20 protein-coding genes and 3 pseudogenes are annotated in these 25,501 nt (G+C 70.4%); 15 read left to right on the top strand and 8 right to left on the bottom strand.

The genetic code is table 11. The annotated features are described in order from the left end of the window. Positions 1-180: 180 nt before the first annotated feature. From ACU6P3_RS19605 to ACU6P3_RS19590, 4 genes are all read left to right on the top strand, one after another. Positions 181-951 carry a GOLPH3/VPS74 family protein gene (locus ACU6P3_RS19605; protein WP_447193434.1) on the top strand — a complete coding sequence of 257 codons (771 nt, stop codon included), beginning with the start codon at positions 181-183 and terminating at the stop codon, positions 949-951. Between the two features lie 716 nt (positions 952-1,667). Beyond that, positions 1,668-2,525 carry a type II toxin-antitoxin system RelB family anti-toxin gene (relB, locus tag ACU6P3_RS19600; RefSeq protein ID WP_344280546.1) on the top strand — a complete coding sequence of 286 codons (858 nt, stop codon included), beginning with the start codon at positions 1,668-1,670 and terminating at the stop codon, positions 2,523-2,525. 368 nt (positions 2,526-2,893) lie between these two features. Beyond that, positions 2,894-3,103, top strand: coding sequence for a DUF397 domain-containing protein (locus ACU6P3_RS19595; protein ID WP_344280543.1), 210 nt, complete (start codon positions 2,894-2,896; stop codon positions 3,101-3,103). A gap of 492 nt (positions 3,104-3,595) precedes the next feature. Continuing rightward, positions 3,596-5,194, top strand: coding sequence for a sodium:solute symporter family protein (locus ACU6P3_RS19590; protein ID WP_447193433.1), 1,599 nt, complete (start codon positions 3,596-3,598; stop codon positions 5,192-5,194). Positions 5,195-5,366: 172 nt separating this feature from the next. Here ACU6P3_RS19590 and ACU6P3_RS19585 read toward each other — a convergent pair whose 3' ends face one another. From ACU6P3_RS19585 to ACU6P3_RS19575, 3 genes are all read right to left on the bottom strand, one after another. Then, the gene (locus ACU6P3_RS19585; RefSeq protein ID WP_447193432.1) at positions 5,367-6,482 is read right to left on the bottom strand and encodes an ADP-ribosylglycohydrolase family protein; all 1,116 of its coding nucleotides are present in this window, start codon (positions 6,480-6,482) and stop codon (positions 5,367-5,369) included. Between the two features lie 160 nt (positions 6,483-6,642). After that, complete coding sequence (locus ACU6P3_RS19580) at positions 6,643-9,504, bottom strand: tetratricopeptide repeat protein (RefSeq protein WP_447193431.1); 2,862 nt, start codon at positions 9,502-9,504, stop codon at positions 6,643-6,645. A 172-nt stretch (positions 9,505-9,676) separates the two neighbouring features. Next, positions 9,677-12,271 carry a bifunctional FO biosynthesis protein CofGH gene (locus ACU6P3_RS19575; RefSeq protein ID WP_447193430.1) on the bottom strand — a complete coding sequence of 865 codons (2,595 nt, stop codon included), beginning with the start codon at positions 12,269-12,271 and terminating at the stop codon, positions 9,677-9,679. Positions 12,272-12,772: 501 nt separating this feature from the next. Here ACU6P3_RS19575 and ACU6P3_RS19570 point away from each other — a divergent pair. Next, positions 12,773-12,865, top strand: a pseudogene (locus ACU6P3_RS19570) (transcriptional regulator); the annotation flags it as partial. 124 nt (positions 12,866-12,989) lie between these two features. Further along, positions 12,990-13,433: a DUF397 domain-containing protein gene (locus tag ACU6P3_RS19565; protein ID WP_447193429.1), complete on the top strand. Its 444-nt coding sequence runs from the start codon at positions 12,990-12,992 to the stop codon at positions 13,431-13,433. A gap of 17 nt (positions 13,434-13,450) precedes the next feature. Here the strand turns inward: ACU6P3_RS19565 and ACU6P3_RS19560 are convergent, their stop codons facing one another. Then, positions 13,451-14,239 (bottom strand): DUF6461 domain-containing protein, encoded by a 789-nt coding sequence (locus ACU6P3_RS19560; protein WP_447193428.1) that lies wholly within the window; start codon positions 14,237-14,239, stop codon positions 13,451-13,453. A gap of 140 nt (positions 14,240-14,379) precedes the next feature. On the opposite strand from ACU6P3_RS19560, the gene ACU6P3_RS19555 reads away from it, so the two are divergent. After that, positions 14,380-14,907, top strand: coding sequence for a GNAT family N-acetyltransferase (locus ACU6P3_RS19555; protein ID WP_447193427.1), 528 nt, complete (start codon positions 14,380-14,382; stop codon positions 14,905-14,907). Positions 14,908-15,124: 217 nt separating this feature from the next. On the opposite strand, the gene tnpA is transcribed toward ACU6P3_RS19555, so the two are convergent. Then, the gene (gene tnpA, locus ACU6P3_RS19550; RefSeq protein ID WP_447193426.1) at positions 15,125-15,541 is read right to left on the bottom strand and encodes an IS200/IS605 family transposase; all 417 of its coding nucleotides are present in this window, start codon (positions 15,539-15,541) and stop codon (positions 15,125-15,127) included. Between the two features lie 26 nt (positions 15,542-15,567). Between tnpA and ACU6P3_RS19545 the strand changes: the two genes are divergently transcribed. The 3 genes from ACU6P3_RS19545 (at position 15,568) to ACU6P3_RS19535 (ending at position 19,141) form a co-directional block, all read left to right on the top strand. Then, positions 15,568-16,785, top strand: coding sequence for an RNA-guided endonuclease InsQ/TnpB family protein (locus tag ACU6P3_RS19545; RefSeq protein WP_447193425.1), 1,218 nt, complete (start codon positions 15,568-15,570; stop codon positions 16,783-16,785). An 83-nt stretch (positions 16,786-16,868) separates the two neighbouring features. After that, positions 16,869-18,437, top strand: a complete 1,569-nt coding sequence (locus ACU6P3_RS19540) for a CehA/McbA family metallohydrolase (protein ID WP_447193424.1) — start codon at positions 16,869-16,871, stop codon at positions 18,435-18,437. A gap of 185 nt (positions 18,438-18,622) precedes the next feature. Further along, positions 18,623-19,141, top strand: a complete 519-nt coding sequence (locus ACU6P3_RS19535; protein WP_447193423.1) for a hypothetical protein — start codon at positions 18,623-18,625, stop codon at positions 19,139-19,141. 247 nt (positions 19,142-19,388) lie between these two features. On the opposite strand, the gene ACU6P3_RS19530 is transcribed toward ACU6P3_RS19535, so the two are convergent. Continuing rightward, the gene (locus ACU6P3_RS19530) at positions 19,389-20,381 is read right to left on the bottom strand and encodes a recombinase family protein (protein ID WP_447193422.1); all 993 of its coding nucleotides are present in this window, start codon (positions 20,379-20,381) and stop codon (positions 19,389-19,391) included. Between the two features lie 169 nt (positions 20,382-20,550). On the opposite strand from ACU6P3_RS19530, the pseudogene ACU6P3_RS19525 reads away from it, so the two are divergent. From ACU6P3_RS19525 to ACU6P3_RS19505, 5 genes and pseudogenes are all read left to right on the top strand, one after another. Then, positions 20,551-20,880 (top strand): annotated as a pseudogene (locus tag ACU6P3_RS19525) (PaaI family thioesterase); the annotation flags it as partial. A gap of 214 nt (positions 20,881-21,094) precedes the next feature. Next, complete coding sequence (locus tag ACU6P3_RS19520; protein ID WP_358702969.1) at positions 21,095-21,493, top strand: tautomerase family protein; 399 nt, start codon at positions 21,095-21,097, stop codon at positions 21,491-21,493. Between the two features lie 124 nt (positions 21,494-21,617). Beyond that, positions 21,618-22,091 (top strand): nuclear transport factor 2 family protein, encoded by a 474-nt coding sequence (locus ACU6P3_RS19515; protein ID WP_447193421.1) that lies wholly within the window; start codon positions 21,618-21,620, stop codon positions 22,089-22,091. 90 nt (positions 22,092-22,181) lie between these two features. Beyond that, positions 22,182-22,703, top strand: coding sequence for a MarR family winged helix-turn-helix transcriptional regulator (locus tag ACU6P3_RS19510; protein WP_358702971.1), 522 nt, complete (start codon positions 22,182-22,184; stop codon positions 22,701-22,703). A gap of 189 nt (positions 22,704-22,892) precedes the next feature. Then, positions 22,893-23,001: pseudogene (locus ACU6P3_RS19505) on the top strand (aromatic compound degradation protein PaaI); the annotation flags it as partial. Positions 23,002-23,122: 121 nt separating this feature from the next. Here the strand turns inward: ACU6P3_RS19505 and ACU6P3_RS19500 are convergent. Next, positions 23,123-24,034: an alpha/beta hydrolase gene (locus ACU6P3_RS19500; RefSeq protein ID WP_447193420.1), complete on the bottom strand. Its 912-nt coding sequence runs from the start codon at positions 24,032-24,034 to the stop codon at positions 23,123-23,125. A 57-nt stretch (positions 24,035-24,091) separates the two neighbouring features. Then, positions 24,092-25,495 (bottom strand): dihydrolipoyl dehydrogenase, encoded by a 1,404-nt coding sequence (gene lpdA, locus ACU6P3_RS19495; RefSeq protein ID WP_447193419.1) that lies wholly within the window; start codon positions 25,493-25,495, stop codon positions 24,092-24,094. Between the last annotated feature and the right edge of the window lie 6 nt (positions 25,496-25,501).

Here is a 25,501-nt window from a genome sequence, read left to right as displayed (position 1 = left end):
ACCGACGTACCGCACGGTCCGACTGCCCGAACCGTCTACCAGTGTCCCGCTCCGACACCTCGGCCCACGTGCTAGACGAGAACGACATACATAACGGTTCCCGCACAAAGCACCCAGGCACTCTCGACAGACCATTGTGAGAGGGGTCACCCTGTCATTCATCCACGCGGGGAGGCATGGATGGGCAGGAGCCGCAGAACAATTCCGGAGGAGCTTCTGCTGCTCGCTCTGGACCCGGCCACGGGTACCACAGCGCAGCCGCAGTCGCTCGACCTCGGCCTGGCCGGAGCACAGCTAGTGGAGCTGGCTCTGGCAGGACGGATAGCCCCTGATGGGGATCGTATCGCCGTGGTGATGCCACGGCCGACCGGAGATCCGACTCTGGACTCCGCACTGGAGTTGCTGCGCAGGCGCGGCAGCCCGGTTCGGGCCGTCCACTGGATCGGCGGGCCCCGGCTGGGGCTGCGCCAGACCTACCTCTCACATCTGGAACGATGCGGCATGGTGCACGCCGTCGAGGGCCAGATGTGCGGAGTGCTGCCGACAACGCGCTACCAGGCGACGGAGACGGCGATCAGCCGGGAGATAAGGACCCGGCTGGACAGTGCGATCCGCACCGGTGTGCCGCCGGACCCGCGGACCGCGGCGCTCGCCGCGCTGGCCCACGCGGTCGGACTCGGCAAGCACCTCTACCCCGGCAACGAGGGGCGCTCCTCGCGCTCCCGGCTCCGGGACCTGATCCGGCACGACCCCATGGGCGGTCTCGTGGCACACGCCGTGATGGACGTCCAGAACGGTGTGGGCGGACAGCCTCGTCGTAACACCGCCCAGGGCGCGTCCGGCGCTCCCGCGGGCGGAGGCAGGGCGACGCCGTCGGCGCCGGCGGTGCCCTCATCGGGGGTGCCGTCGCAGCCGCGGCACGGCAGCATGGCCCGCGTCCCGGCGCACTGACGGGCGCAGCACTGCGGGACCAGCAGGACCAGCAGGACCAGCAGGACCAGCGAGGCCGGCGTACAGCACAGCACGACGCCGTACGGCGGACGTCACCCAGCGCGACGCCGCACAAACACAACAGCACAGCCGGCACCGCGGCAGCATCACAACCGCAGCACACCGCACCAGTGTCCGCGCCCGCGCCACGTGTCAGCGCGACGCGGCGGGCACGCACGGCGGACGACGGACGATCCCCACCGCGACCCACCGCACGCGCGACGCAACACCCCGCAACACCCCGCAGAACCGCGATACAGCAACACACCGATCCGCCGCACCGACGTCCCCAGAGCCGGTTCGGGAGCCGCACAACGCGCGCGGGGCGGCCTGGCCGACAGCCAGGCCGCCCCGCGCGCCGCTTGTCCGTCCACCGGGGCCCTCGGAGCCCCCGAGGCCGGCCCCGAGAAGCCGCGCCAAGGGGCGTACGGGCACCGCGAAGTTGTTACGGACCTGTACCGAACCGTGGGCCGATACCGACCCCGATCCCGGCCGCCGGGGCCGGACCCGACCGGCCGCATCCGGCCCCGGCGCCCCAGCGCGCGGCCCGGCGCGCGGCCGTCTCCGCGCACCGTTGTATTCGCTTCTGTCGCCATTTCCCAGCGAGGCCAGGGCCTTTGGTGGCAATCTGCTGAGCAGTAGATACGTACAGCTATGCAGCCGGAGGTGCAGTTCCCGTGGCGTCCAACGTCAATCCCACTGTCAGGCGACGCCGATTGGGCCAGGAGTTGCGCCGGCTCCGCGAACTCAAAGGCATGACCGCCGAAGAAGTGGCGGAGCGCCTTCTGGTGTCCCAGTCGAAGATCAGCCGCCTGGAGAACGGCCGCCGTTCCATCAGTCAGCGGGACGTCCGCGACCTCTGCGGAGTCTACGAGGTCGAGGACCAGCGCATCGTGGACTCGCTGATGCAAATGGCCAAGGATTCGCGCCAGCAGGGTTGGTGGCACGCTTTCGGTGACATCCCGTACAGCGTCTACATCGGCCTGGAAACGGACGCCGCCTCGCTCAGGGTGTACGAGCCGCAGGTCATTCCCGGACTGCTCCAGACCAAGCCGTACGCGGAGGCGCTGATCAATGGCGCGCTGCCCGAGTCACCCGTGCTCGACGTCGAGAAACGCGTCGGGGTACGGATGCGCCGCCAGGACCGCATCACCTCGACCGAGGACCCGCTGCGCCTGTGGGCCGTGGTCGACGAGGCGGCGCTGCGCCGGGCCGTCGGCAACCGGACCCTGATGCGGGAACAGCTGGAACACCTCATGGAGCAGTCCGAGCTGCCGCACGTGACCGTGCAGGTGCTTCCCTTCGAGATGGGCGCGCACCCCGGCATCACGGGCCACTACGCGATTCTCGAATTCCCCGACGCGTCCGACTCCAGCGTCGTCTACATCGAGGGTGTGACGAGCGACCTCTATCTGGAGAAGTCGAATGACGTCCAGCGGTACAGCGTGATGTACGAGCACCTGCGCGCACAGGCACTGAACGCCGACCAGAGCCGGCAGTTCATTTCGAAGATCGCCAAGGAATACGCCCGCTGAGCCGTGGCGGCCGCCGACGCTGCCGACGGGACGACCCGGCACCGCCGACGCCGTGGAAGGCCGCCGTGGAAGACCACCGGAGCCAGCCACGAACACCGGCCCCGCTTGGCCGGTTCCCGAGCCGCCGTCACCGCCGCCACCGCCCCGCCGCCCACCTTCCGCATTGCCCGGAAATGGCAGGTATTTCCATTAACCTCACGGAAGCGAGGGCACAGTACACCCAAACTCACTAATCTCGTAAGACCTTTAACGCAAATGCCATCCGGAAGAGTGAACGCCGATCCCGCCCAATGAGTGAGACGAGTAGCGTCGATCAAGCCAGCGAGACGTTGGCACGCATTCACATCACTTGCTGAACCGGAGCGAACATGGCAATTCTTCAGGGCGCTACGGACACGTGGACCAAGTCCTCGTACTCCGGCGGAAACGGGGCATGCGTGGAGGTCAGGTCTCCTGTCGTCCAGTGCATTGCCGTCAGGGATTCGAAGGCTCCCGCCGGACCCGCACTCGCCTTCGTCCCCTCTTCCTGGAACGCCTTTGTGCAGGAAATGAACAAGGGCGCTTTCGACCTCGGCTGAGTTCGGCCGAGGTCGACCACCACCGCCCTGCACCCGCACCACGCGTAGAGCCCTCTCCGGCCCGCTGTCCCGGCCGAGGGGGCTCGGCCGTGTGCGCACATCCGCCCGCCGCGCGTGACCCGCGCCTCCGCGACCCGCGCTTTCGCTCGCGCCTCACCCCCCTTCGCGTCTCCGCGCGCGGGACCCGCATCCCCTGCGCCTGACGGAGTTCCGACAAAGTGCTCGCTCATCGTGTTGCGCGTGTCACGCACGCGACAACGTTTCGACCAGTCAAGAGACGGCAAAATCGTTCGCTTCTCTGACCTGCGTTCATACCTGTGACGGCTGAACGATGCCCCGAGGGACCCTTGACCCGCCCTCCACCACGCTGTTCAATCCCGTTGTCCCCGCTCCCGCACGGGGAACCGCTGCTCCCGCACGGGGCACCGCTGCCCGGACGCCCGTACCGACGAAGTGCTTCTAGTTCATAAGGCGGACCCCTGGAGGGGGCACATGAACAGCCTCGACTGGATCGTGCTCGTCGGTTACTTCGGTGTGATGATCGCGATCGGCCTCTGGTCGCACAAGCGTGTGGACAACGTCAGCGACTTCTTCACCGCCGGCGGCAAAATGCCCTGGTGGCTGTCCGGGATCTCGCACCACATGTCCGGCTACAGCGCCGTGATGTTCACCGGGTACGCGGGCATCGCGTACCTCTACGGCGTCACCTCGTTCGTGACGTGGTCACTTCCCATCGCCATCGGTATCGGCATCGGAGCGCAGCTCTTCGCGCCCCGGCTCAACCGGCTGCGTTCCCGGTTACACGTCGCGTCGCCGCTCGAATACCTCAAGAACCGCTACGACCTGAAGACCCAGCAGGCGCTCGCCTGGTCCGGGCTGCTGCTGAAGATCGTCGATGTCGGGGCGAAGTGGGCGGCCATCGCCACCCTGCTCTCCGTCTTCACCGGCATCTCCCTCAATCAGGGCATCCTGATCACCGGCGTCATCACCGGTATCTACTGCACGGTCGGCGGGCTGTGGGCCGACGCCCTGACCGAACTGGGGCAGTTCATCATCCAGCTCTTCGCCGGCCTCGCGATGCTCGTCGCCGTCATGAGCAAGCTCGGCGGCTTCAGCGCGCTGTGGACGGTCTGGGACAAGCTGCCCGAGGGGCACGCGTCGCCGACCGCCGGGCCGTACACCGTCACGTTCCTGCTCGCCTTCCTCTTCATCAAGACCTTCGAGTACAACGGCGGCATGTGGAACCAGGCGCAGCGCTACATGGCCACCGCGAGCGCCCGGGAAGCCACCCGTTCGGCCCGGCTGTCGGCGATCCTCTGGCTCGTCTGGCCGCTGGTCCTGTTCTTCCCGATGTGGTGCGCTCCGCTGCTCGTCGAGGCCCAGAAGCCGGATGCCTCCGACTCATACGCCCTGATGACCGAACAGCTGCTGCCGCACGGCCTGCTGGGCCTGGTCATCGTCGGCTTCTTCTCCCACACGATGGCCATGTGCTCCTCCGACGCCAACGCCATCGCCGCCGTCTTCACGCGGGACATCGCCCCCACGCTCAGCAAGGCGGCGCGCAGCTGGTCGGAGCGGACGGGGCTGCTGGCGGCCCGGCTGTCCACGATCTCGTTCCTGGCGCTGTCGATGGCCATCGCCACCCAGGTCAACTCGCCCACGTTCAAGGACATCATCACCGTCGTCATCAAGTGGGTGGCAGGGCTGATGGGGCCGATCGCGATCCCGTTCATGCTCGGCCTGCTGCGACCGTTCCGTAAGTCGGGACCGACGGCGGCGCTGGTGAGCTGGGCGATGGGGCTGCTCGCCTTCTGGCTGGTCAACTACCCGATCAACTGGAACGTGTCGGGCGGGGTCCCGCTCGAGTACCAGGTCTCGGTGCCGCTCGCCGTCTCGCTGGTGCTGTACATCGTGATCGGGTTCCTGAAGCCGGAGGACACCCCCGGGCGGGACGCGGTGCTGGCGCGCGTCAACGACGAGGGCGACGACGGGGACGGGGCCGGCACCGGGGCCGGGGCGAACGGGCCACGGGCCGCGGGCGCGGCGCACTCCGGCTCGACGGGTCCGACGGACTCACCGCTGAGCTCCTGACGGGGAAGGGCCGGGCACCCGGACGTCCGGGTGCCCGGCCCCCTGGCCCCGTACGCCCGGACACGCGGACGCCCGGACACCGTATGCATGCGGTGCGCCGCGCGGGGATGCGGGGCGGTGCCGCGCACGCACCGCCCCACGTCCGTACGGTGGCCTCGACGCGTAACCCTCCTCAGTCCCGCGGGTACCGCGCCAGCCAGCCCGACGTGCTCACCACACGGCTGTGCAGGGCCGGGCCCTGGGTCATCTCCATCGCGAAGTCGTCGGCGATCTCCAGCAGGGTGGGACGGCCCTCCACCTCGGCCAGCCAGGCGGGCGGCAGCGCCGTCTCGCCGTGCATCGCGCCCAGCAGCGCACCGCACAGCGTGGCGGTGACGGCGGAAGGGCCGTCGTGGTTGACGGCGAGGCGCAGCCCGTGGCGTACGTCCTCGGCGACCAGCGCGCAGTGAACGGCGACGGCGAGCGCGGACTCCGCGGTACGTCCCTCGCCCAGCGCGGCCAGGCGCTCGGGTGCCGGGGCCCCGAGCCGTACGGTGCCGAGCGCCAGTTCGAGGCAGTCGGTCACGGGCTCGTGCCCGGGGCGGGGCCCGAGCAGGGCGGCGGCGCGCCCGACCCCCGTCTCGATGCTCTCGCCCCGGGCCACGGCGTGCAGGATCACCGCGAAGGCCCCCGGCGCGAGGTACGCGCCCGGCGCGCCGTGCGTCTGGACCGCGCACTCGATGGCGAGCTGGAAGACCAACTGCGGCTCCCAGCCGACGAGCAGCCCGAACGGCGCGGAGCGCACCAGCGCGCCCGAGTCGCGCGCGATGGGGTTCTTGGGGGTGTCGAGCGTGCCCATGGGCGGATCGCCGAGTCCGGTGAGGACGGAGATCACCGGGTCACGGCGCGCGTACAGCCATTCCTCCTGCGCCAGCCAGCCGTTGTCCTTGCGCCGCAGGTCCGGCCCCCAGTCGCGCTGGGTCGCGGCCCAGCGCCGATGTGCGCGGTAGACGTCGGTGGGCGGATGCCAGGCACCGGTGTCCCGGCGCACCTGTGCGCGGATCAGCCCGTCCACGGTGAACAGGGTCAGCTGGGTGGACGCGCTGACGGCGCCCCTGCGGCCGTACGCCGGTACGTAGTCCACGACGCCGTCGGCACCGTGCGCGGACCGGATCTCCGCGAGCGTGAGCGCCCCGACACCGACGCCGAGCGCGTCTCCGATGGCACCACCGAGCAGACAGCCCCGCACCCGGCTGCGGAAGTCCTGCTGCTCGGTACGGCCCCAGACGGCCCTGGACGGTGTGCTCACGCGCTCCTCCCTCCCCCTGAGCCTTGGCAGGTGGCCTCCGAGCCTGGCAGGTGGCCTCGCGGACGTCGCGGCTTTCGGAGGACTGTAATCGAACGGGAACAGCCAGTTGAGGGTGCGGTCGTAGCGTGTCCGGGAGTCCCCGGAGCGTCCCTGGCGTTCCTCAGCCGCCCGCTTCTGACGGCGGGGACGGTATGAGATCCGGCGGTTCCGACGGCTCCGTGGTCGCCGGCGCGCCGGATCCCATGGCCCGTACCGTTTCGGCCCGGACCGCGTGCGCCTCACTGTCCCGGGGGTCGAGGTCCAGCGCCCGGTCCACGTCGGCCAGCGCCTCCGGGAAGCGGCCCAACTCGCGGTAGGAGCGTGCCCGCTCGACCAGGGCCCAGACGTGTTCCGGCGCCTCGGCCAGTACCGCGGTCAGGTCCTCCAGCGATTCCTCGGAGCGGCCCGCGAGCCGTCTGTGCCGGGCCCGCTCGCTCCTGACCCATACGTCGGCGGGCCGGAGGCCGACGGCCCGGTCGAGATCGGCGGACGCCCCGGGACTGTCGCCCAGTTCCTCGCGGACCCATGCCCGGTGCACCAGCGCCCAGACGTAGTCGGGAGCGTCGGCGAGAGCCTCGTCCAGGTCGGCGAGCGCCTCCTCGCGCCGGCCCAGCTCGTGCCGTACGGCTCCCCGGCTCGCGAGGACCGACGTATAGCCGGGCGAGAGTTCCAGGGCCCGGGTCAGCTCCCGCTCCGCGTCCTCGTACCGTCCGGTCAGCCGGTAGGCGTCACCGCGCTCGGAGGCGACCCACGCGTTGTCCGACTCGACGCCCGCGGCGCGGTCCAGGTCGGCGAAGCACCGCTCGTATTCGCCCAGGCTCCGGAGCAGCCGGGATCTGCGGACCAGCGCCCACAGATACTCCCCGTCCAGCTCCAGGGCCCGGCCGAAGTCGGCGAGGGCTTCCCCGGTCCGCCCCAGCGCCTGCCGGACGAAGGCCCTGCTCGCCAGGAAACGCGCCTCCGTCGGATCGAGCGCGACCGCGCGGTCCAGGACGGCGGCGGCTTCCTCCGACCGGCCGGCGCGCCGCAGGGCGTCCCCGTACTCGCGCAGGACCCAGGGGGTGTCGGGGGCCAGCTCGTCGGCGCGGCGCAGGTCGTCCAGTGCCGCCGAGACGTCACCGCCGATCATCTGACGGGTGATGCCCCGCCCGAGGTGGGCCCCGTACCGCCCGGGAGCCAGCGCCAGCGACCGGTCGTACTCGGCGAGCGCACGCTCGAACTCCCCGGCGCCGCGCAGCTCACGGCCCCGCGCCTCGTGCGCCGCCGCCCGGCCCTCGGTGTCCAGCCCCGCCCGGTCCAGCAGCAGCCCCAACCCCTCGACCACGCCGCCCTCGTCATCGCTCAGCACGGCCCCCAGACGCTGCCCCCACTCGCGCAGCAGGCGGTCGTCGGTGTCCTCGCCGGCCTCGGCCACCACCCGCGCGGCCCGGCGGCCCGCCGCCGGGCCCTGCCCGCATGCCTCGACCACGTCCCGCAGGGCGCCCGCGAGCGCGGCGCGCGGACTCGCGCACAGCGCGTGGTACGTCTCCTCGAAGCGCAGCGCGCGCCAGGCGGCGGACTCCCACATTTCGTCGGCACGCAACCCGGCCTCGGCCTCGGTCTCCGCCCGCCAGCGGGCGAAGCACTCGGCGAGCGCGCCGTGCCGCTCGCTCCAGCCGCGCGGCGAGCGGGTGCGCTGGAGGCGCAGCATCGGGGCCCGGACCACGTCGTGGTAGCGGACCCCGGCGTCCTTGCGGGTGGCGAACGGCAGGGCCCGCAGCCAGTCGTACAGCCCCGCCGCCTCCCGCGGGGCCACCGCCCGGAACACGTCCTCGTCCAGGCGGCGCGGCAGCGCGCAGGCGAGCGCCGTGGCGCGCCGGACGGGGTCCCGCTCCCATTTGAGGAAGCGCTCCACGGCGGTCGCGCTGGGGTCGCCCACGTCGGCGCGGTCCACGGGCTGGTTCTCGGCGAGCGTGGAGACGAGGACGGGCAGCCCGCCGGAGAGCCGCAGGACCTCCTCCACCACGGACTCGTCGGTGACGTCCTTCGCCGCCAGCAGCTGCCGCGCCTCCCGTTCCGTGAACGGCCCGAGCGGCATGTCCGCCATGAAGTCCTCGATGCCGCTCCAGCCCTCGCCGTCGAACGGCCGCTGTCCGGAGAGGGTGACGACGACCTGGGCCGGCAGCGCCCCGTACCGCTCCGTCGTCATCAGATCGCTCAGCCAGGCGTGCAGGAACGGCGCGGTGCGCTCGTACGTGTCGAAGAACAGCGCGATCCAGGGGGTCTCGCGCACCGCCTCGGCCAACTCGGTGACCAGCACGGGTGTCAGTATCCGGTCCGGCGCCAGGACCAGTTGCACGTCCTCCTGGTCGCGGAACCGGGCGCTGAGCGCGGCCCGCAGCCGGTCGGTCCCGCGCGCCAGCTGTACGGGGTCCAGCGCCCCGGCGAACGGCCCGACGACCGGCACCATCCCGAGCCCGATCACGCCGGCCGTGGCCATGGCCGTGCTCCCGGCGGACGGTGGCGGGAGCGACGCGGCGGATCCGCCGCCCGACCGGGCGGACGGCAGGCCGGCCCCGGCGTCCCCCTCCGCCGGGGCCGCCGACGCCGCCGGGTGCACGGGCACGGCCGCCGACTCCGCCTCGTGCCGCCGCTGCCGGTACGTCGCGAGCAGCCGGTCGAGCTGCTTCAACGGGCGCCCCTGACGCCCGAACTGCTCCGCCACCACCGCCAGCGCCTCGGGCACACTGCTCACGGTCTCGTCCACGTACGCCGTCAGCGCGCCGCGCTCCCCCGCCGCCTGCCGCATCTCCCGTACGAGGGACGTCTTGCCCACGCCGGCGTTGCCGTGGACGTAGAACAGGAAGCGGTGCCGCTCGTCGTCCGGCGCCAGGTCGAAATTGGCCCGGAACGAGCCCAGCTCGTCCTGGCGCCCGACGAACCGCGTCCTGCGCCGCCGCCCGATCAGCTCGGCCATCGACGGCCGCCGCACCTGCCCCGCCATCCCCGGCCCTCCCCTCCCGACGGCCGGGCCCCCTCCCCCGCGGAGGAGCCCGTTTCCGTCGTGCGGGCCAAGTCTGGCATCCGGGTCCGACAACGGTCCGGTACCGCTGCGTTCACCCGGCCGGCGGCGGCAGCGGCTCCGGTCAGTCCGGCTCCGTTCAGTCCGTCCCCGGTCAGTCCGTCAGCAGTGGCAGCAGCTCCGGCAGGTGTCCGTCCGAGGCCGCCGCCGTCCGTACCCGCTCCGCCGGGACCTCCCCGTACAGCGTCGTCCTCGGCCGCGCCGGGCGGCCCGCCGCGTCCGCGATGGCGATCAGGTCCTTGACCGAGCGGTACGAGCCGTAGCCGGACCCGGCCATCCGGGAGATGGTCTCCTCCATCAGCGTGCCGCCCAGGTCGTTCGCACCCGAGCGGAGCATCTCCGCCGCCCCTTCCGTGCCCAGCTTCACCCAGCTGGTCTGGATGTTCGGGATGTACGGGTGGAGCAGCAGACGGGCCATCGCGGTCACCGCGCGGTTGTCGCGGTCGGTCGGGCCCGGGCGGGCGATGCCGGCGAGGTAGACGGGGGCGTTGGTGTGGATGAAGGGGAGGGTGACGAACTCGGTGAAACCGCCCGTCTCCCGCTGGATCCCCGCCAGCGTACGGAGGTGGCCCAGCCAGTGGCGGGGCTGGTCGACATGGCCGTACATCATCGTGGAGCTGGAGCGGATGCCCAGCTCGTGGGCGGTCCTGACGACCTCGATCCAGGTCGCCGTGGGCAGCTTGCCCTTGGTGAGGATCCAGCGCACCTCGTCGTCGAGGATCTCGGCCGCCGTACCGGGGATCGAGTCGAGTCCGGCCTCCTTGGCGGCGGTCAGCCACTCCCGGATCGACAGGCCGGTGCGGGACGCGCCGTTGACGACCTCCATCGGGGAGAAGGCGTGGACGTGCATGCCCGGAACGCGTTCCTTCACGGCGCGCGCGATGTCGAAGTACGCGGTGCCGGGCAGGTCGGGGTGGATGCCGCCCTGCATGCAGACCTCCGTGGCGCCCACGTCCCACGCCTGCTGGGCGCGGTCGGCGACCTGCTCCAGGGAGAGGGTGTACGCGTCGGCGTCCGTACGGCGCTGGGCGAAGGCGCAGAAGCGGCAGCCCGTGTAGCAGACGTTGGTGAAGTTGATGTTGCGGGTGACGATGTACGTGACGTCGTCGCCGACCGTGTCGCGCCGCACGTCGTCGGCGATCCGGGTGAGCGCGTCCAGCGCCGGGCCGTCCGCGTGCAGCAGGGCGAGCGCTTCGGCGTCGGTGAGCGCGGTGGGGTCGTCGGCGGCCCGGGAGAGGGCGGTCCGTACGTCCGTGTCGATGCGCTCGGGGACCATGCCCGGCGCGGCCGCCTCCCGCAGCGCCTCCCAGTCGCCGTACACGACGTCGAAGTCGTCGCGCCGGTCGTCCGTACGGCCCTCGGTGTCGATCGTACGGTGCAGATCCGTGCGGCCGGTGGCCGTGAAGCCCTCGTCGGGCTCCTGCCAGGGCAGCCCGGCCGGGCGGGTGTCCGGGCGGGCGAGGCCGGTGTCCGGGTCGGCCAGCGCGGTGACGTGCGGGAGCAGGCGGGGGTCCAGCCAGGGCTCGCCGCGCTGGATGAACTCGGGGTAGATGGTGAGGCGTTCGCGCAGCTCGAAGCCGGACTCGGCGGTCCTGGCGGCCAGTTCGTCGAGATGCGGCCAGGGGCGCTCGGGGTTGACGTGGTCGGGGGTGAGCGGCGAGACCCCGCCCCAGTCGTCGATGCCTGCGCCGATCAGCAGCGCGTACTCCGCGTCCACGAGATTGGGCGGCGCCTGGATACGCGCGGACGGGCCGAGGACATGCCGGGTGACGGCGACCGCCGCGGCCAGCTCCTCCAGTTCGGCGTCGGGCATGCCGCGCATCGCGGTGTCCGGCTTGGCGCGGAAGTTCTGGACGATGACTTCCTGCACGCCGTGGTACGCCCGCTGCACGCGCCGGATCTCGAAGAGGGCCTCGGCGCGCTCCTCGTACGTCTCCCCGATCCCGATCAGTACGCCGGTGGTGAACGGGACGTTGGACCGGCCCGCGTCCTGAAGGACCCGCAGCCGTACGGCGGGTTCCTTGTCCGGCGAGCCGTGGTGCGGGCCGCCGGGCTCGGACCACAGCCGGGTCGCGGTGGTCTCCAGCATCATGCCCATGCTCGGCGCGACCGGCTTGAGCCGCTGGAAGTCGGTCCAGCTCAGCACCCCGGGGTTGAGGTGGGGCAGCAGCCCGGTCTCCTCCAGCACCCGGATCGCCATGGCGCGGACGTAGGCGAGGGTGTCGTCGTACCCCTCGGCCGCCAGCCACTCCCGCGCCTCGGGCCACCGGTCCTCGGGCCGGTCGCCGAGCGTGAACAGCGCTTCCTTGCAGCCCAGTTCCGCGCCCTCGCGCGCGATGTCCAGCACCTCGTCCGGCGAGAGGAACATGCCGTGCCCGGCGCGGCGCAGCTTGCCGGGCACGGTGACGAAGGTGCAGTAGTGGCACCTGTCCCGGCACAGCCGCGTCAGCGGGATGAACACCTTGCGGGAGTACGTGATGACCCCGGCCCGCCCGGCGGCCGCCAGCCCGGCGTCCCGTACGCGCGCGGCGGACGCGGCGAGGTCGGTGAGGTCCTCCCCGCGCGCCTGGAGCAGCACGGCCGCCTCGTCGACGTCGAGCGCGACCCCGTCCCTGGCACGCTTGAGGGCGCGGCGCATGGCGTTGGCAGTCGGTCGACCGGTCTGCTGTCCAGCCTGCTGATTCGTCATGAATCGAGCATATGAGCACGCACCCGGTGGACGGGAAGACGGCCACCGGTCCGCCGCCCCGCGCCGTCGACTGCCGACGGACGGCCGCCGCACTACCGACGCCCGACGCCCGACTCCTGGCGGCCGGCCCCGCGTACCGCCGCGATCCTGCCCGCCACGAACGCGTTGAACGCAACGGACGACGCAAGTGTCGCGCGGTGATCCTTCGGCAGCCCCATGGGACCGCCGCGCGACACGCGTGCACGCCTTCACCCTTCCCCCGAGGCCTCCGGCATCTTGTGTACGCACTCCACCCACAGCAGCTTCCCGCCCTGCCCCCACCGCGCGCCGCCGAGATGGTACGCACCCCAGGCATCGGCATACATCTGAACGAGTTGTAGCCCTCTTCCACTCTCAGCCAGTTCCTCCCCCGAGTCGTGTGACCGGGAAAAGGCGTCACCGAACGGAGACGGGATCTCAGGGCTGCCGTCACACACGCCGATCCGGAGCCGACGTGGTTCCCCGGGTCTGCTGCAGACAGCGGAACACGCACGCGAAATCTACCGCCAGGCCGTGCCTTCGTTCAGCCCACCGGAAGTGGAACATCGCGTCTCGCTGCCGAAGCCCAGCTGACCCAGTACCGCCTGCTCTTCGAACGGCTCGATGCCGTGGCCTTGGCGGAGACGGAGTCCCGAGACTTCATCCACCGCATCGCCGACAGTCTGCGAAAGGAAGCACTGTGACCGAACCAAGCTGGCAGACGTCGTCGTACTGCGCGCAGGGCGAGGCATGCCTGAGCGTCACGGCACCCGACGACCGCACCGTCATACTCACCGAAAGCGCCGATCCCAGCGGAGCCATACTTTCGGCCGACCCCGCCACTTGGGCGGCGTTCCTCCGCTCGGTCAAGGAGGCGTCCACGCACCATGGCTGCGCGCCGGCGGACGTGCCCGCCCCGCTGAACGGGATCCGTGCCGCCGCTGACAACGGGACCGGACCCGGCCCTTGGATCGAGGTCGCGACGGGGCCCGGGGACCTTGTGCGTCTCCGCGAGACCAGCGCCCCCGGCCCCGTCGTTACCAGCACCCAGGCGAAATGGGAAGCATTCGTCCAGGGGATCCTGGCAGGCGAGTTCGACCACTTCTCCGAACTCGCCGGCGACACACGCCCCGTCACGTCCTGAAGGGGGCGTCGGCTGCCTCAATCCTCGGTCGTGTCGGTCTTGTATGTCTGATGGACAGTGACGACATTGGCGACGCGCACCGTGGCGCGGGCACGCTCTGCGAGAGCGCGCTCCGTGTCGCGGTCGACCGGCGTGATCAAAGCCCCCAGCGGCCGACCCAGCGACCGGCGGGCTTCCGCGCTCGGGTTGCGCGCGGGGGGTGGCGGTTGAGGGGGGTCGGGGGTCCGGCTGCCGTCCTCGAGCAGCAGGGTGAGCAACGGGCCGCCGAGCGTGCCGGTCTCCAGCACGTCTCCGATATGACGGCCTATCGCCTCCATCACGGGTGTGAGGCCGGGGTACTCCTCGCTCCTCGCGTCGTACCGCTCCTGCACCGCGTCCCACCAGGGATGCGGAGGACGTGGCCTGGTGGAGCGAAAGCCCGGCTCGAACCACTCGGTGCGCCGACCGTCACGCCAGTGAGCAAAGATGTTCATGCCGTCCCCGCCGCGCAGGACGCTGAAGGTCTCCGTGCCCCGGGACAGTGCGGCCAGGGGGCCGTCCATCGCCCCCATGATGCCGATGTCCTCGAAGCAGAAGGACCAGTCGCCCAGCATCCCGGCCCGCAGCACCGATCCCGTCGGACCGTCCGCCTCGAAGTCGTAGAGAGGGCCGGCCTGCTGCCGGGTGAGCAACTGAGCGTCCCGGGGGTCGGCCCCGTAGCGGGCGAGCACGTCCTCCGGCGTGATGCCCTGGGTGAAGGTCACACACCACATCACGGCGTTTTTGTTTCTGACCCATGCCCATGGATCGGCCGTGGAGTCCCTCATCTGTTCTCCCGTCGGGTTTCCGTGGGACACGGGCCCGGGAATCCATGCGGGGGGATATTCCGGGACCGGCCGCTGTCGGTGTCCATGACTCCGCACTCTGCCACGCCCCTCTGACAATCGGATCCGAACGGAGACCGACCGTGAGCGCCGCCGAGTTGGACGTCCGCCACTTCGCCCGTGCGGACCTGCCACGGATCCGCCAGGTCCTCATCGATGTGCACGCCGAGGCCCAGGACGTTGACGGGGACGACGAGTTCACGAAGCGCTTCCCCTGGTTCGTGGACCACTGGGGCGGCCACCCTGGCTTCTCCTGCGTGATCGCGTACGACGATGCCGAGCCGGTGGGCTTCGCCTACGGAGCGCCCGCGACTCCCCTGCGGGAGTGGTGGCGCGGGCACCTCGACCCGGCGCCGGAGAAGACCCGGACGTTCTCCTACTCGGAACTGGCGGTCAGCACCAAGTGGCGCAAGAAAGGCGTGGCGAAGCTGCTCTCCCGCGCGCTCCTGGACGGCCGGGACGACGACATGGCCGTCCTGCTCGTCGACGTCGAGCACCCCCGGGTGCAGGCCCTATACGAGTCCTGGGGCTTCCGGAAGATCGGCGAGGACCGGCCCTTCCCGGACTCCCCGGTGTACGCGGTGATGCTTGCCGAACTTCCCCTGAGCTGATCCCGAACGCGCGAAGGCACTCCCACCGGAGGTGTTCGACCGGCGTCACGCCTCCGCCCCGATTCCGCCACTCCCCTCCCGCCTTCCCTTGCCGTCCGGTTCACCGGCCGCTACCGGGTCTCATCGCGGTGCACCGGCCTTTGGCCTGGTGGTGAAGCGATTCTGAGGAGTGTTCTGACTCGCGCTGTGTGCTCGGGTCGGCACTGTCGGCCTCGGCTCAGTCGGGCTGGTTCTGCTGCTCGATGTACTGTTTCACGATCGACAGTGGAGGCCCGTCGGCCGACCCGGCGAAGTACGAGCCGGACCACAGCCGCTGTGCCCGCCAGTAGTGTCGGACCAGTTCCGGATACTCCTGGCGGAGCCTGCGGGAACTGACGCCCTTGAGGCTGTTGACCAGCTTGGACAGGGCGACTTTCGGCGGGAAGTTCACGAGCAGGTGGACGTGGCTGTTCGCGCCGTTGAACTCGACCAGCTCGCATTCGAAGTCGGCGCAGACGGCCCGCATGATCTCTTCCATGCGCGTCAGGTGAGCGTCCTCGAAGACGTTGTGCCGGTACTTCGTCACGAAAACCAAGTGTGCGTGAAGAACGAAGGCACAGTGCCGGCCAGTACGAATATTCTGATACTCAGCCATAAACCAACGGTAGTAGCGTGATCGGTATGCAGTTGAGGTACAGCTTCCGCCTGTATCCGAACGGTCCTCAGCGCTCCGCGTTGGCCAGGGCGTTCGGGTGCGCTCGGGTGGTCTACAACGACGCGCTTCGCGCCCGTGAGACCGCCCGCGCCGCGGGCGAGGCGTTCCCGAAGACCGGGGACCTGTCCACACTGCTGATCACCCAGGCCAAGCGCACCGAAGAGCGCGCATGGCTCGGCGAGGTGTCCGCCGTCGTCCTCCAGCAGTCCCTCCGGGACCTGGATGCCGCATACCGGAACTTCTTCGACGGCCTCAAGGGCAAGCGCCCGCGCCTGGGAGCGCCCCGGTTCAAATCCCGCAAGGACAACCGGCAGGCCGTACGGTTCACCGCGAACGCCCGATGGAAGATCACACCCGGCGGGGACCTGTCCCTGCCGAAGATCGGCGACGTGCGGGTCACATGGTCCCGCCGCCTCCCCTCCGTGCCGTCCACGGTCACCGTGATCAAAGACGCTGCCGGGAGATACTTCGCGTCCTTCGTCGTGGAGACCGCCCCCGGGACGCTGCCCGACGTGGCGTCCGCCGTCGGCATCGACCTGGGCCTGGGGCACTTCGCGGTCCTCTCCGACGGCACGAAGATCGACGCCCCGCGCTTCCTGCGCCGGGCCGAGAAGAAACTCAAGAGGGAACAGCGCCGCCTGTCCCGCAAGGCCAGGGGATCGAAGAACAGGGACAAGGCCCGCGTCAAGGTCGCCCGCGCCCACGCGCGGGTGGCCGACGCACGGCGCGAGTTCCACCACCAGCTCTCAACGAGGATCATTCGCGACAACCAAGCGATTGCCGTTGAGGACCTGGCGGTGAAAGGGCTCGCCCGTACGCGCCTGGCCAAGTCCGTCCACGACGCGGGATGGTCCGCGTTCGTGACGATGCTGGAATACAAGGCCGCGAAGTCCGGCCGCGGCTTCCTCCGCATCGGACGCTTCGAGCCGACCTCCCAGGTCTGCTCGCAGTGCGGCGTCAAGGACGGCCCCAAACCCCTGCACATCCGCGTGTGGGAATGCGGGGCGTGCGGGGCCGTCCTCGACCGGGACATCAACGCGGCGGTCAACGTCGCCAAGGCCGCCGGACTGGCGGTGTCAGCCTGTCGAGCGCAGGTAAGACCGGTACTCCTACCGGCCTACCGCGGTGAAGCAGGAACCCACCGAGACGGTCAGCCGACCGTGGCAGGAATCCCCGGGCATTAGCCCGGGGAGCGGAAGTCAACAGAGTTCGAGAACCCGACTCGTGGGACCGTCCGTGTCCCCTCGGCATCCTGGGAGCCGCCGGTATGTGCAAGGACCACGACAGCGCCTCTTCGACGGACGGGCTCGGCAGACGCGCGCTGCTGGTGACGGGAGTCGCCGGCGCCGTTACGTTGAGTACCGTGAGCTTCGCGAGCGCGGCCACCGGGGGTGGCGGGAGCGACGACGGCACCGGGGGCGGTACCGGGGCCGAGCGGACCGAGAGCAGGACCGTGCGGGGCACGCTGCCGCCCGGGTCGCCCGACTTCGTGTACCTGCCTGTGGAAGTGCCCCGCGGGGTCCGCGAGATCCACGTCGCGTACACCTACGAGCGGCCCGCCGTCCCCGCCGGGACGCAGGGCAACGCGCTCGACATCGGCCTCTTCGACGAGCGCGGGACGCGGCTGGGCGGGCGGGGCTTCCGGGGCTGGTCCGGCGGCGCCCGCACCGAGTTCTTCGTGCGCGCCGACGCCGCGACCCCCGGCTACATCCCGGGCCCGGTGCGCCCCGGTACCTGGTCCGTCGCGCTCGGGCCGTACACCGTGGCGCCGCAGGGCCTCGCGTACGAGGTGACGATCACGCTCACGTTCGGCACGCCGGGCGAGACGCCGGCGCCCGTCCACCCGCCCGAGCGCGCCAAGGGCCGCGGCCGGGCCTGGTACCGGGGCGACTGCCACCTGCACTCCGTCCACTCCGACGGTCGGCGCACCCCCGCCGAGATCGCCGCGCTCGCCCGCGCCGCCGGGCTCGACTTCATCAACACCAGCGAGCACAACACGCACTCCGCGCACGGCGCGTGGGCGGGCCTGTGGGGCGACGACCTGCTCATCCTGACGGGTGAGGAGATCACCACCCGGAACGGGCACGTGGTCGCGCTGGGCATGGACGGCGGTACGTTCGTCGACTGGCGTTACCGGGCCCGTGACAACCGCTTCGGCCACTACGCGCGCGAGGTGCGCCGCGCGGGCGGCCTGGTGGTCCCCGCGCACCCGCACGCCACCTGCATCGGCTGCAACTGGAAGTTCGGCTTCGGCGAGGCGGACGCGGTGGAGGTGTGGAACGGCGCGTACACGCCGGACGACGAGGTCTCCCTCGCGGACTGGGACAGCACCCTGGTGGCCGCGGCTCGTTCGGGCGGGTCCTGGACGCCGGCGATGGGCAGCAGCGACGCCCACCGCGACCCCGACCCCGTCGGCACCCCGCAGACGGTGGTCCTCGCCGACGACCTCAGCCGCGAGGCGATCCTGGCGGGCATCCGGGCGGGCCACAGCTATGTCGCGGAGTCGTCGAAGGTGTCGCTCTCCTTCGGCGCGGCGGACGGGCGGGGCCGGCACGCGGGGATCGGCGACCGCCTGCGCACCGCCGACGACAGCCCGGTGACGGTACGCCTGGAGGTGACCGGGGCCCCCGGCTGCTCCGTCCACTTCGTCACCGACCAGGGCACCCTGCACACGGCCGCGCTCCCGGAGTCCGGCTCGGGGGCGGTCGAGTGGCGCACGACGCCCGCGTACGCCACGTACGTCCGGGCGGAAGTACGCCACGCGCCGAAGACCCCCGGCCTGCCGGGCGCGCTCGCGGCCTTCACCAATCCGGTGTTCCTGGGAGAACGGGGCTGAGGAAGCAAGGGGCTGCAAGGGGCCCCTCACGGGGCCCGGCGTGCGGGCGGGGCGCACCGCCAACTGCGCGACGGGAAAAAGGAGTTCTCGCCGGGTCTCCGTTGCGATTCGATCGTGGTCGGGCCACCATGTCGACGGTCGTTCGACGTGGGTCGAACATGTTCGCTTCCTGGAAGGACCCCCGCGTGCATTCTCTTCCGACCACCCGGCACAGACCCGCCCGGCAGGCATCCCCCGCCCGGCGCCGGACCACCCGGCCCCGGGCCGCCCTGTCCCTCTCAGCCGCCCTCTCGGCCGCCGTCACGGTCGCCGTCACGGCCGGTCTGCTCGGCGCGGCGCCCGCGGCGAACGCCGCCCCGGGCGCCGACCTCACCGACAACGGCGGGACGATCACCGCCCAGTACGAGGGCGGCAGCGCGGACGAGAGCTATTCCAAGCTCATAGACAACGATGTCACAACCAAGTACTTCACGCCGCGCACCACCGGGTGGGTCCAGTACCGCTCCGCCGACCCCGCCGTGGTCGACCGCTACACCCTCACCTCGGCCGACGACGCCACCGACCGCGATCCCAAGAGCTGGACTTTCCAGGGATCGTCGGACGGCACCACCTGGACGACCCTGGACACCCGGACGGGCCAGGCCTTCGACGGACGCGGCAGGACCCGCGGTTTCGCCGTCGCCAACAGCAACGGAACCCCGTAGGGATCCAGCCAAGGTGAGCCCAAAAGCCGCCATCGGATGATCTTGAAGCCCTGACGAGGTAGGCCTTCAGCGAGAAGGGCTCGGCTGTTCTATCAGGCGTGAGCGTTCCCGTCCGCGCTGGCTAACTCCTTGATGGCGGTCTCCGTGTTTGTCGTCCTCGTCGGGCGCGGGCCAGCGGCCGAAGGGGCCTTTCTGGCCGGGCCGTGCGCCCAGCACCCGAGCGCCTTTCGTGCGGTGATGCCGTAGATCATGCGCTCATGCTCCCCGCCATCTGGCCCGGAATGCTCCCGACGATCTGGAGGGCGGCGAAGTCGGCGTGTGCCGCGTCGACGGCCTCCGGGTACGCCTGCCGCTTCTCGTACTCGGCCAAGGCCCGATAGATGCTGGACAGGCTCGGGTTCTGTCCCTTTCGCTTGCCGGTGGGGATGATCAGGTCGGGCTGGATCTGCTCGACGCTCTCGCCGCCCGCGCGGCGCCGCAGGACGGTGTGGAGCATGTCTTCGGTGATGACCGGGGGCCGGCCGCCGTGCTTGCCCTTACGGGCCGCGGTGTCGAGTCCTTCCAGGGTCGACTCCCGGATGTTCTCCCGTTCGGTCTCGGCCATCGCGGCGAAGAACGCGAATAGGAGGCGGCCGTGCCCGCTGGGGTCGTAGATCCCGGCGAGCGGTCCGGCGAGCATCTCCAGGACCAGGCCGTGGGCGGCGAGGTGGTCGGCGAGCGCGGTCAGTTCGGCGGCGTCCCGCCCGAGGCGCTTCATCTCGTACACCGTGAAGATCACCCGGCAGTGCGGGGCGTGCGCCTTGATCTCCCTCGCTGCGGCGAGCGCGGCCTCGAACTTCGGGCGGACCCGGACGCGGGTGCTGATCTTCTCGGCGAAGATCTTGTCCCGGGGGATGCTCTTGGCGGCGAGCGCGTCCAGCTGGGTCTGAAGTTCCTGGGTGAGGGTCGAGCAGCGGGCGTAGCCGATGCGGATGTCCGCGCTCGGGGTGTCCGGGTCGATGGGCGCGGGCGCCGGCGTGCCGGGGCGCCATGGCTGCCCCGGACCCCGGTCGGCCGGGGTCGGCACCCGCAGGAGTTTCGCGAGCCGGGGCACCTTCGTGAAGCGGCCGGTGTGATAAGTCCCCGCGACCGCGCCGGAACGCGAGCGGCAGGGTGAGCCTGACGATGCGTGACAGCGCGGGCAGGGGTGACGCTCAACGTCGTCCGCTTCGGACGCGAGTGCGGTTTGAGGGTCCGTCATGACCCCAAATGCTGTCACAAACAATTCCTAGAACGTGCCTCGTTCCACTTTTGAGTGAGAGCGAGTTGTGACAGTGAATCCGTGATCCGGACCGCTTCCGCCGACCGTTCTCGATCTTGCTCCGGGAAAGGTTCGTTTCTGACAGTCACGCGGTGTCTGGTCATGGCCTTCACCTGTCCCGGGTGAAGGCCAGATCGACTTCCGGCCCACTGCCCCGATCGGCAGCATGCACGGCGGCGTCTTCGCCACGCTGCTCGACTCCGCGGCGGGCTGCGCCGTCCAGTCCACGCTCCCGCAGGGGATGGCGTACACCTCGCTCGATCTGACGGTGAAGTTCCTGCGGCCGGTCACCGTGGACACGGGCCGGGTGCGCGCCGTCGGCACGGTGATCAGCGGCGGTCGCCGAACGGCCCTCGCCCAGGCCCAGTTGGTCGACGCGGCGGACCGCCTGCTCGCCCACGCCACCAGCAGCTGCATGATCTTCCCGGGGCCCGCGTAACCGGCGGCGGTCGCGCTCGACTCGGGATCGCCGGCGGGGCGTCACGGACAAGGCGCGACATTCTCCGACGCCGGCTGCCTGGCGCCAGGCCCACGCCGCCGCCTCCCGTGCTCTGCTCCGGCATTGCCCCCGCCAGCGATAGGAGCATATGCTCCTATCGCTGGCGGGGTTCTACCCCTGAACCGGCCGGAGAGTCCAGGATCAAGGAGGCTTCATGCCTGTCTTCAATGCCCACGTCCCAGCGCACCGCTTTTCGCGCGAGAAGAAGCGGGCACTCGCGGACGCGCTCAACCAGTCACTCGTCCAAGGGCTGGGCATTCCTGAAGGGGACCGCTTCGTCATGATCAGTGAGCACGATGAGGACGAACTCTTCATCGACCCGACATTCATGGACATGGACCGGACTGCCGACGCGGTGATCATCACGGTCCTATTCGGAGCACACCGGCTCCTGGAGGACAAGCGCAAGGTGACCTCCGCCATCAACACCCTCGCCTCGGCGGCGCTCGACATCTCACCCGATGACGTCTTCATCGCCCTCGTGCCCGTGCCGAACGAGAACTTCTCGTTCGGTCGGGGCGAACTCCAGCTGGCCGACGGCCCGCGCTGGTGACGCGGCGGGAACGCCCCCTGGGCCTGTACCTGCCTGGATGCCCAGACGGCTGACCGGATGGGATCGCCCTGACATGGTCCGCACTGATCTCGTTCAAGAAGAGACAAGAAGAAAGAAGATCCCAATGAGCAGGGATGACATCGTGCGGGCCGTGGAACTCGCCTACACGGGCTACGAGAAGAACGACATGCGGCCACTGGTGGCGATGCTGTCGCCGGACTTCGAATTCGAGATGACCGACTCGCTGCCGTACGGCGGCAAGTACGTCGGCCCTGACCAGTACGTGGCCTTCTGGCGTGAGGTCGGCAAGGAGTGGGAGTCGTTCTCCTACGAGGCCAACGAGATCATCGTCACCGACGAGAGCATCATCGTCCCGGTCAAGACGGACGGCCTCTCCAAGAAGGGGATCCGGATGCGCAATGAGCACCTCTTCCACTTCAAGTACAGGGACGGGCAGATCGTGTGGGCCCGCCTCTATGCCGACAGCGCCCGCGGCCGGGACGTGATCGCCGGCCTCGAACCACAGCGTTTTCCCGCGCTGGATCTGCGCCCGAAGGACGCCGACACCGAGCCGGTGAAACTGCCGGTCAATCTCTAGGCGCACCGCCTGCGGCACCACGCGGCCGTACTGGGAGCTGCCAGCCGGCTCAGTTCCGGCAAACGCGCATCTGCGCCTTATTCTTGCGAAATGACTTCCCGACTATCACCCGGCTCCGGCCGCAGTGCGGCATGCGACGAGCCCCGCCCAACAGGGAGTTTCGCAGCAGCACTGGCCTCGATGGAGGGCCGGTGCAACAGCACCGCCACCCGCCAGGCAGCGCGATACCTGTCGGCTTACTACGACAAGACCCTCGCTGCCGCCGGGCTGCGGGCCACGCAGTTCACGATCCTGCACCGGCTCGCTGTCGACGGCCAGATGCCGATCACGGCCCTCGCGGAGTCGAACGCGATGGACCGTACGACGCTTGCGACCAACCTCAAGCCGTTGGAGCGTGAGGGGCTGGTGACGGTGCGCACCGCCGAGAGGGACCGGCGTTCACGAACGGTGGGGATCACCGCGGCGGGACTGACCAAACTCGAGGAGGCGGTGCCGCTCTGGCAAGCGGCACAAGACCGGTTCGAGGCGGCATTCGGCTCCGACGCCGCGGCCGACCTGCGCAACGCGTTGCGCAGCGTTCTCGACACCGGGCTTGCCCCCTGGGCCGACTGACCGCTTTCTGCTGGTGAGGGTCGTCCTCGAACCGGCTCACAGAAGTTGATCATGTGGCCGGTGAGGCCACGGAAGGCTTCCTGGGGCGCTTCGCTGAGCGTGCGTGGGGTGGGTGTGGACGTTGCGGGCCAGCCCGGTGGCGGCCAGGTCCCACTCCTGCGCGAGGGTGAGCTCGGGGAAGAGTTCTTCAGCACCGGCCGCCGGACCGCCCCTTGCCTGGGCCCAACTGGTCGACGCGAGCGGCCGCCCGCTGGCCCACGCCACCAGCAGCTGCCTGCTGTTCCCGGTGTCCGAGTAACACCGCGGGTGGGTGCGCTGAGACGGCCGTGATGCCGGTGACCTGCGAATGGGTCACCGGCATCACGGCTGTCCGGGGCGGCGAGGGGCCCCGCCCGCGGGCCTTGTCGCCGCCCTTGTGTTCAGGCACCGAGGTGGCGGCGCAGCCACTGGCCCATCTGCTGGATGGCCTGGTCGGTCTCGGGTACGCGTCCGGCGCTGAGGATGAAGGAGTGCTGGCCCTCGGGCAGCGGGTGGACCTCGGAGGTGATCTTGAAGTCGGCGAGGCGGCGGCCGAGCGCGGCGCCGTCGTCGGCGAGGGTCTCGTACTCGCCGAAGTGGACGGTGGTGGGCGGCAGGCCGGTCAGGTCGGCGTTCACGAGGCTGATCTGCGGGTCGGCGAAGTCCACGGCGGGGTCCTGGAGCCAGGCTGACCGGAAGAGTTCGAGCGTGGCCCTGCTGAGCATCCGGTCGTTGCTCTCGTTCGCGTCCACCGCCGGGAGCTGCATGGTGAGGTCGGTCCACGGCGAGACGCTGACGATCGCGCCCGGGGTCGCCTCACCCTTCGCGAGCAGGCGCAGCGGGAGCATCACTGCGAGGGTGCCGCCGATGGAGTGGCCGGTGCTGCCGATGTTCTTCGGCTCGTAGCCCTGGGAGAGCAGCCAGCGGTAGGCGGTCTCGGCGTCGTCGAGCTGGGCAGGGTAGGGGTGCTCGGGGGCCAGGCGGAAGTCCACGATCAGTGAGCGCACGCCGGCGGCCTTGGCGATGTGGCCGGCGGCCTTGCGGTCGGAGTACATGGAGGCGGTGACGGATCCGCCGAAGTGGAAGTGGAGCAGCGCCTTGTCGGGGTCGGCGCCCGCGGGGATGGCCCACAGGGCGGGGACGCCGCCCGCGTCGACCTCGGCGTAGCTGACGCCCTCGGGTTCGGTCGAGGCGCGCTGGTAGGAGTCGATGATGTCGCGGACCACGGCCAGGTCGAGGCCGGGTACGCCCGACTTCGCGCTCGTGCGGGCCTGGAACTCCGCGAACTCGTGCTGCTGCTGGCTGATTGCCATGGTGGTGCTCCTTGCTTGGATTGGGTGGAGGCCGGCTGATCGGCCGGCCGCCCGGGGTCAGAGGTTGATCATGTGGCCGGTGAGGCCGTGGAACGCTTCCTGGAGTGCTTCGCCGAGAGTGGGATGGGTGTGGACGTTGCGGGCCAGTTCGGTGGCCGTCAGGTCCCACTTCTGCGCGAGGGTGAGCTCGGGGAGAAGTTCCGCGACGTCCGCGCCGACCAGGTGTCCACCGAGGAGCTCGCCGTGCGCGGCGTCGGCTACGAGCTTCACGAAGCCGCCCGGTTCACCCAGACCGTGGGCCTTGCCGTTGGCGGTGAAAGGGAACTTGGCGACGAGCACCTCGTGCCCTTCGCCGCGGGCCTGCTGCTCGGTGAGCCCGAACGAGGCGACCTGCGGCTGGCTGAAGGTCGCGCGCGGCATCATCCGGTAGTCGCCCAGCGGCATCGTCTCGGCCCCGGCGAGGGCCTCGGCGGCGACGACGCCCTGCGCCTCGGCGACGTGGGCGAGCTGGAGCTTGGCGGTGACGTCGCCGATCGCGTACAGGTGCGGCGTTGACGTCCGCATGTGCTCGTCGATGGCGATGGCGCCGCGTTCGGTGAGGGTGACGCCGGTGTTCTCCAGGCCGTATCCGGCGGTGCGGGGCGCGAAGCCGACGGACATGAGGACCTTGTCGGTACGAATCTCCGACCGCTTGCCGTCGGCCGCGGTGTAGGTGACCGTAACGGAGGTTCCCTCGTCCTTGACGGTCTCGACCTTGGTGGAGGTCAGGAGGGTGACGCCGAGCTTCTTGTACTGGCGGGTGATCTCCTTGGACACCTCGGCGTCCTCGTTGGGCAGCGCGCGGTCGAGGAATTCGAGGATCGTGACCTCGACGCCGTAGTTGCGCAGTACGTAGGCGAACTCCATGCCGATCGCTCCGGCGCCGACGATGACGATGGAGGCGGGCAGCTCGCGCGAGAGGATCTGCGTCTCGTAGGTGACGACGTTCTCGCTGAGCTCGACGCCGGGCAGCAGCTTCACGGTGGAGCCGGTGGCGATGATGGCGTCGTCGAAAGTGACGCTCTGCGTGCCGCTGGCGGTGAGGGACACCTCCAGGGTACGGGGGTCGGTGAAGGTGCCGTGGCCGTCGATCTCGGTGATGGCGTTCTTCTTCATGAGGAAGTGCACGCCTTTGACCCGGCCGTCGGCGACCTGGCGGCTGCGGTCGTAGGCGGCGCCGTAGTCGAAGCTCACGTCGCCCGAGATGCCGAACTGCTTGGCCTGGTGGTGGAAGGTGTGGGCGAGTTCGGCGTTGCGCAACAGGGCCTTGGAGGGGATGCAGCCGACGTTCAGGCAGACGCCTCCCCAGTACTGCTTCTCGATGACAGCGACACTCTTGCCCAGCTGGGCAGCGCGGATCGCGGCGACGTAGCCGCCGGGCCCGGCGCCGAGGACGACGACATCGAAGTGAGTGCTGCTCACGGAGGT

This window comes from Streptomyces hebeiensis (assembly GCF_052983195.1).
This window is presented reverse-complemented; position numbering and strand designations above follow the sequence as displayed.

Bases quoted from the DNA above. Each gene is read 5' to 3' on its own strand.
- ACU6P3_RS19575 (WP_447193430.1), bottom strand. From the start codon at position 12,271: ATGACGAATCAGCAGGCTGGACAGCAGACCGGTCGACCGACTGCCAAC.
- ACU6P3_RS19595 (WP_344280543.1), top strand. From the start codon at position 2,894: ATGGCAATTCTTCAGGGCGCTACGGACACGTGGACCAAGTCCTCGTAC.
- ACU6P3_RS19580 (WP_447193431.1), bottom strand. From the start codon at position 9,504: ATGGCGGGGCAGGTGCGGCGGCCGTCGATGGCCGAGCTGATCGGGCGG.
- ACU6P3_RS19560 (WP_447193428.1), bottom strand. From the start codon at position 14,239: ATGAGGGACTCCACGGCCGATCCATGGGCATGGGTCAGAAACAAAAAC.
- ACU6P3_RS19515 (WP_447193421.1), top strand. From the start codon at position 21,618: ATGAGCAGGGATGACATCGTGCGGGCCGTGGAACTCGCCTACACGGGC.
- ACU6P3_RS19530 (WP_447193422.1), bottom strand. From the start codon at position 20,381: ATGACGGACCCTCAAACCGCACTCGCGTCCGAAGCGGACGACGTTGAG.
- ACU6P3_RS19545 (WP_447193425.1), top strand. From the start codon at position 15,568: ATGCAGTTGAGGTACAGCTTCCGCCTGTATCCGAACGGTCCTCAGCGC.
- ACU6P3_RS19520 (WP_358702969.1), top strand. From the start codon at position 21,095: ATGCCTGTCTTCAATGCCCACGTCCCAGCGCACCGCTTTTCGCGCGAG.
- ACU6P3_RS19500 (WP_447193420.1), bottom strand. From the start codon at position 24,034: ATGGCAATCAGCCAGCAGCAGCACGAGTTCGCGGAGTTCCAGGCCCGC.
- ACU6P3_RS19605 (WP_447193434.1), top strand. From the start codon at position 181: ATGGGCAGGAGCCGCAGAACAATTCCGGAGGAGCTTCTGCTGCTCGCT.
- tnpA (WP_447193426.1), bottom strand. From the start codon at position 15,541: ATGGCTGAGTATCAGAATATTCGTACTGGCCGGCACTGTGCCTTCGTT.
- ACU6P3_RS19510 (WP_358702971.1), top strand. From the start codon at position 22,182: ATGACTTCCCGACTATCACCCGGCTCCGGCCGCAGTGCGGCATGCGAC.
- ACU6P3_RS19540 (WP_447193424.1), top strand. From the start codon at position 16,869: ATGTGCAAGGACCACGACAGCGCCTCTTCGACGGACGGGCTCGGCAGA.
- ACU6P3_RS19590 (WP_447193433.1), top strand. From the start codon at position 3,596: ATGAACAGCCTCGACTGGATCGTGCTCGTCGGTTACTTCGGTGTGATG.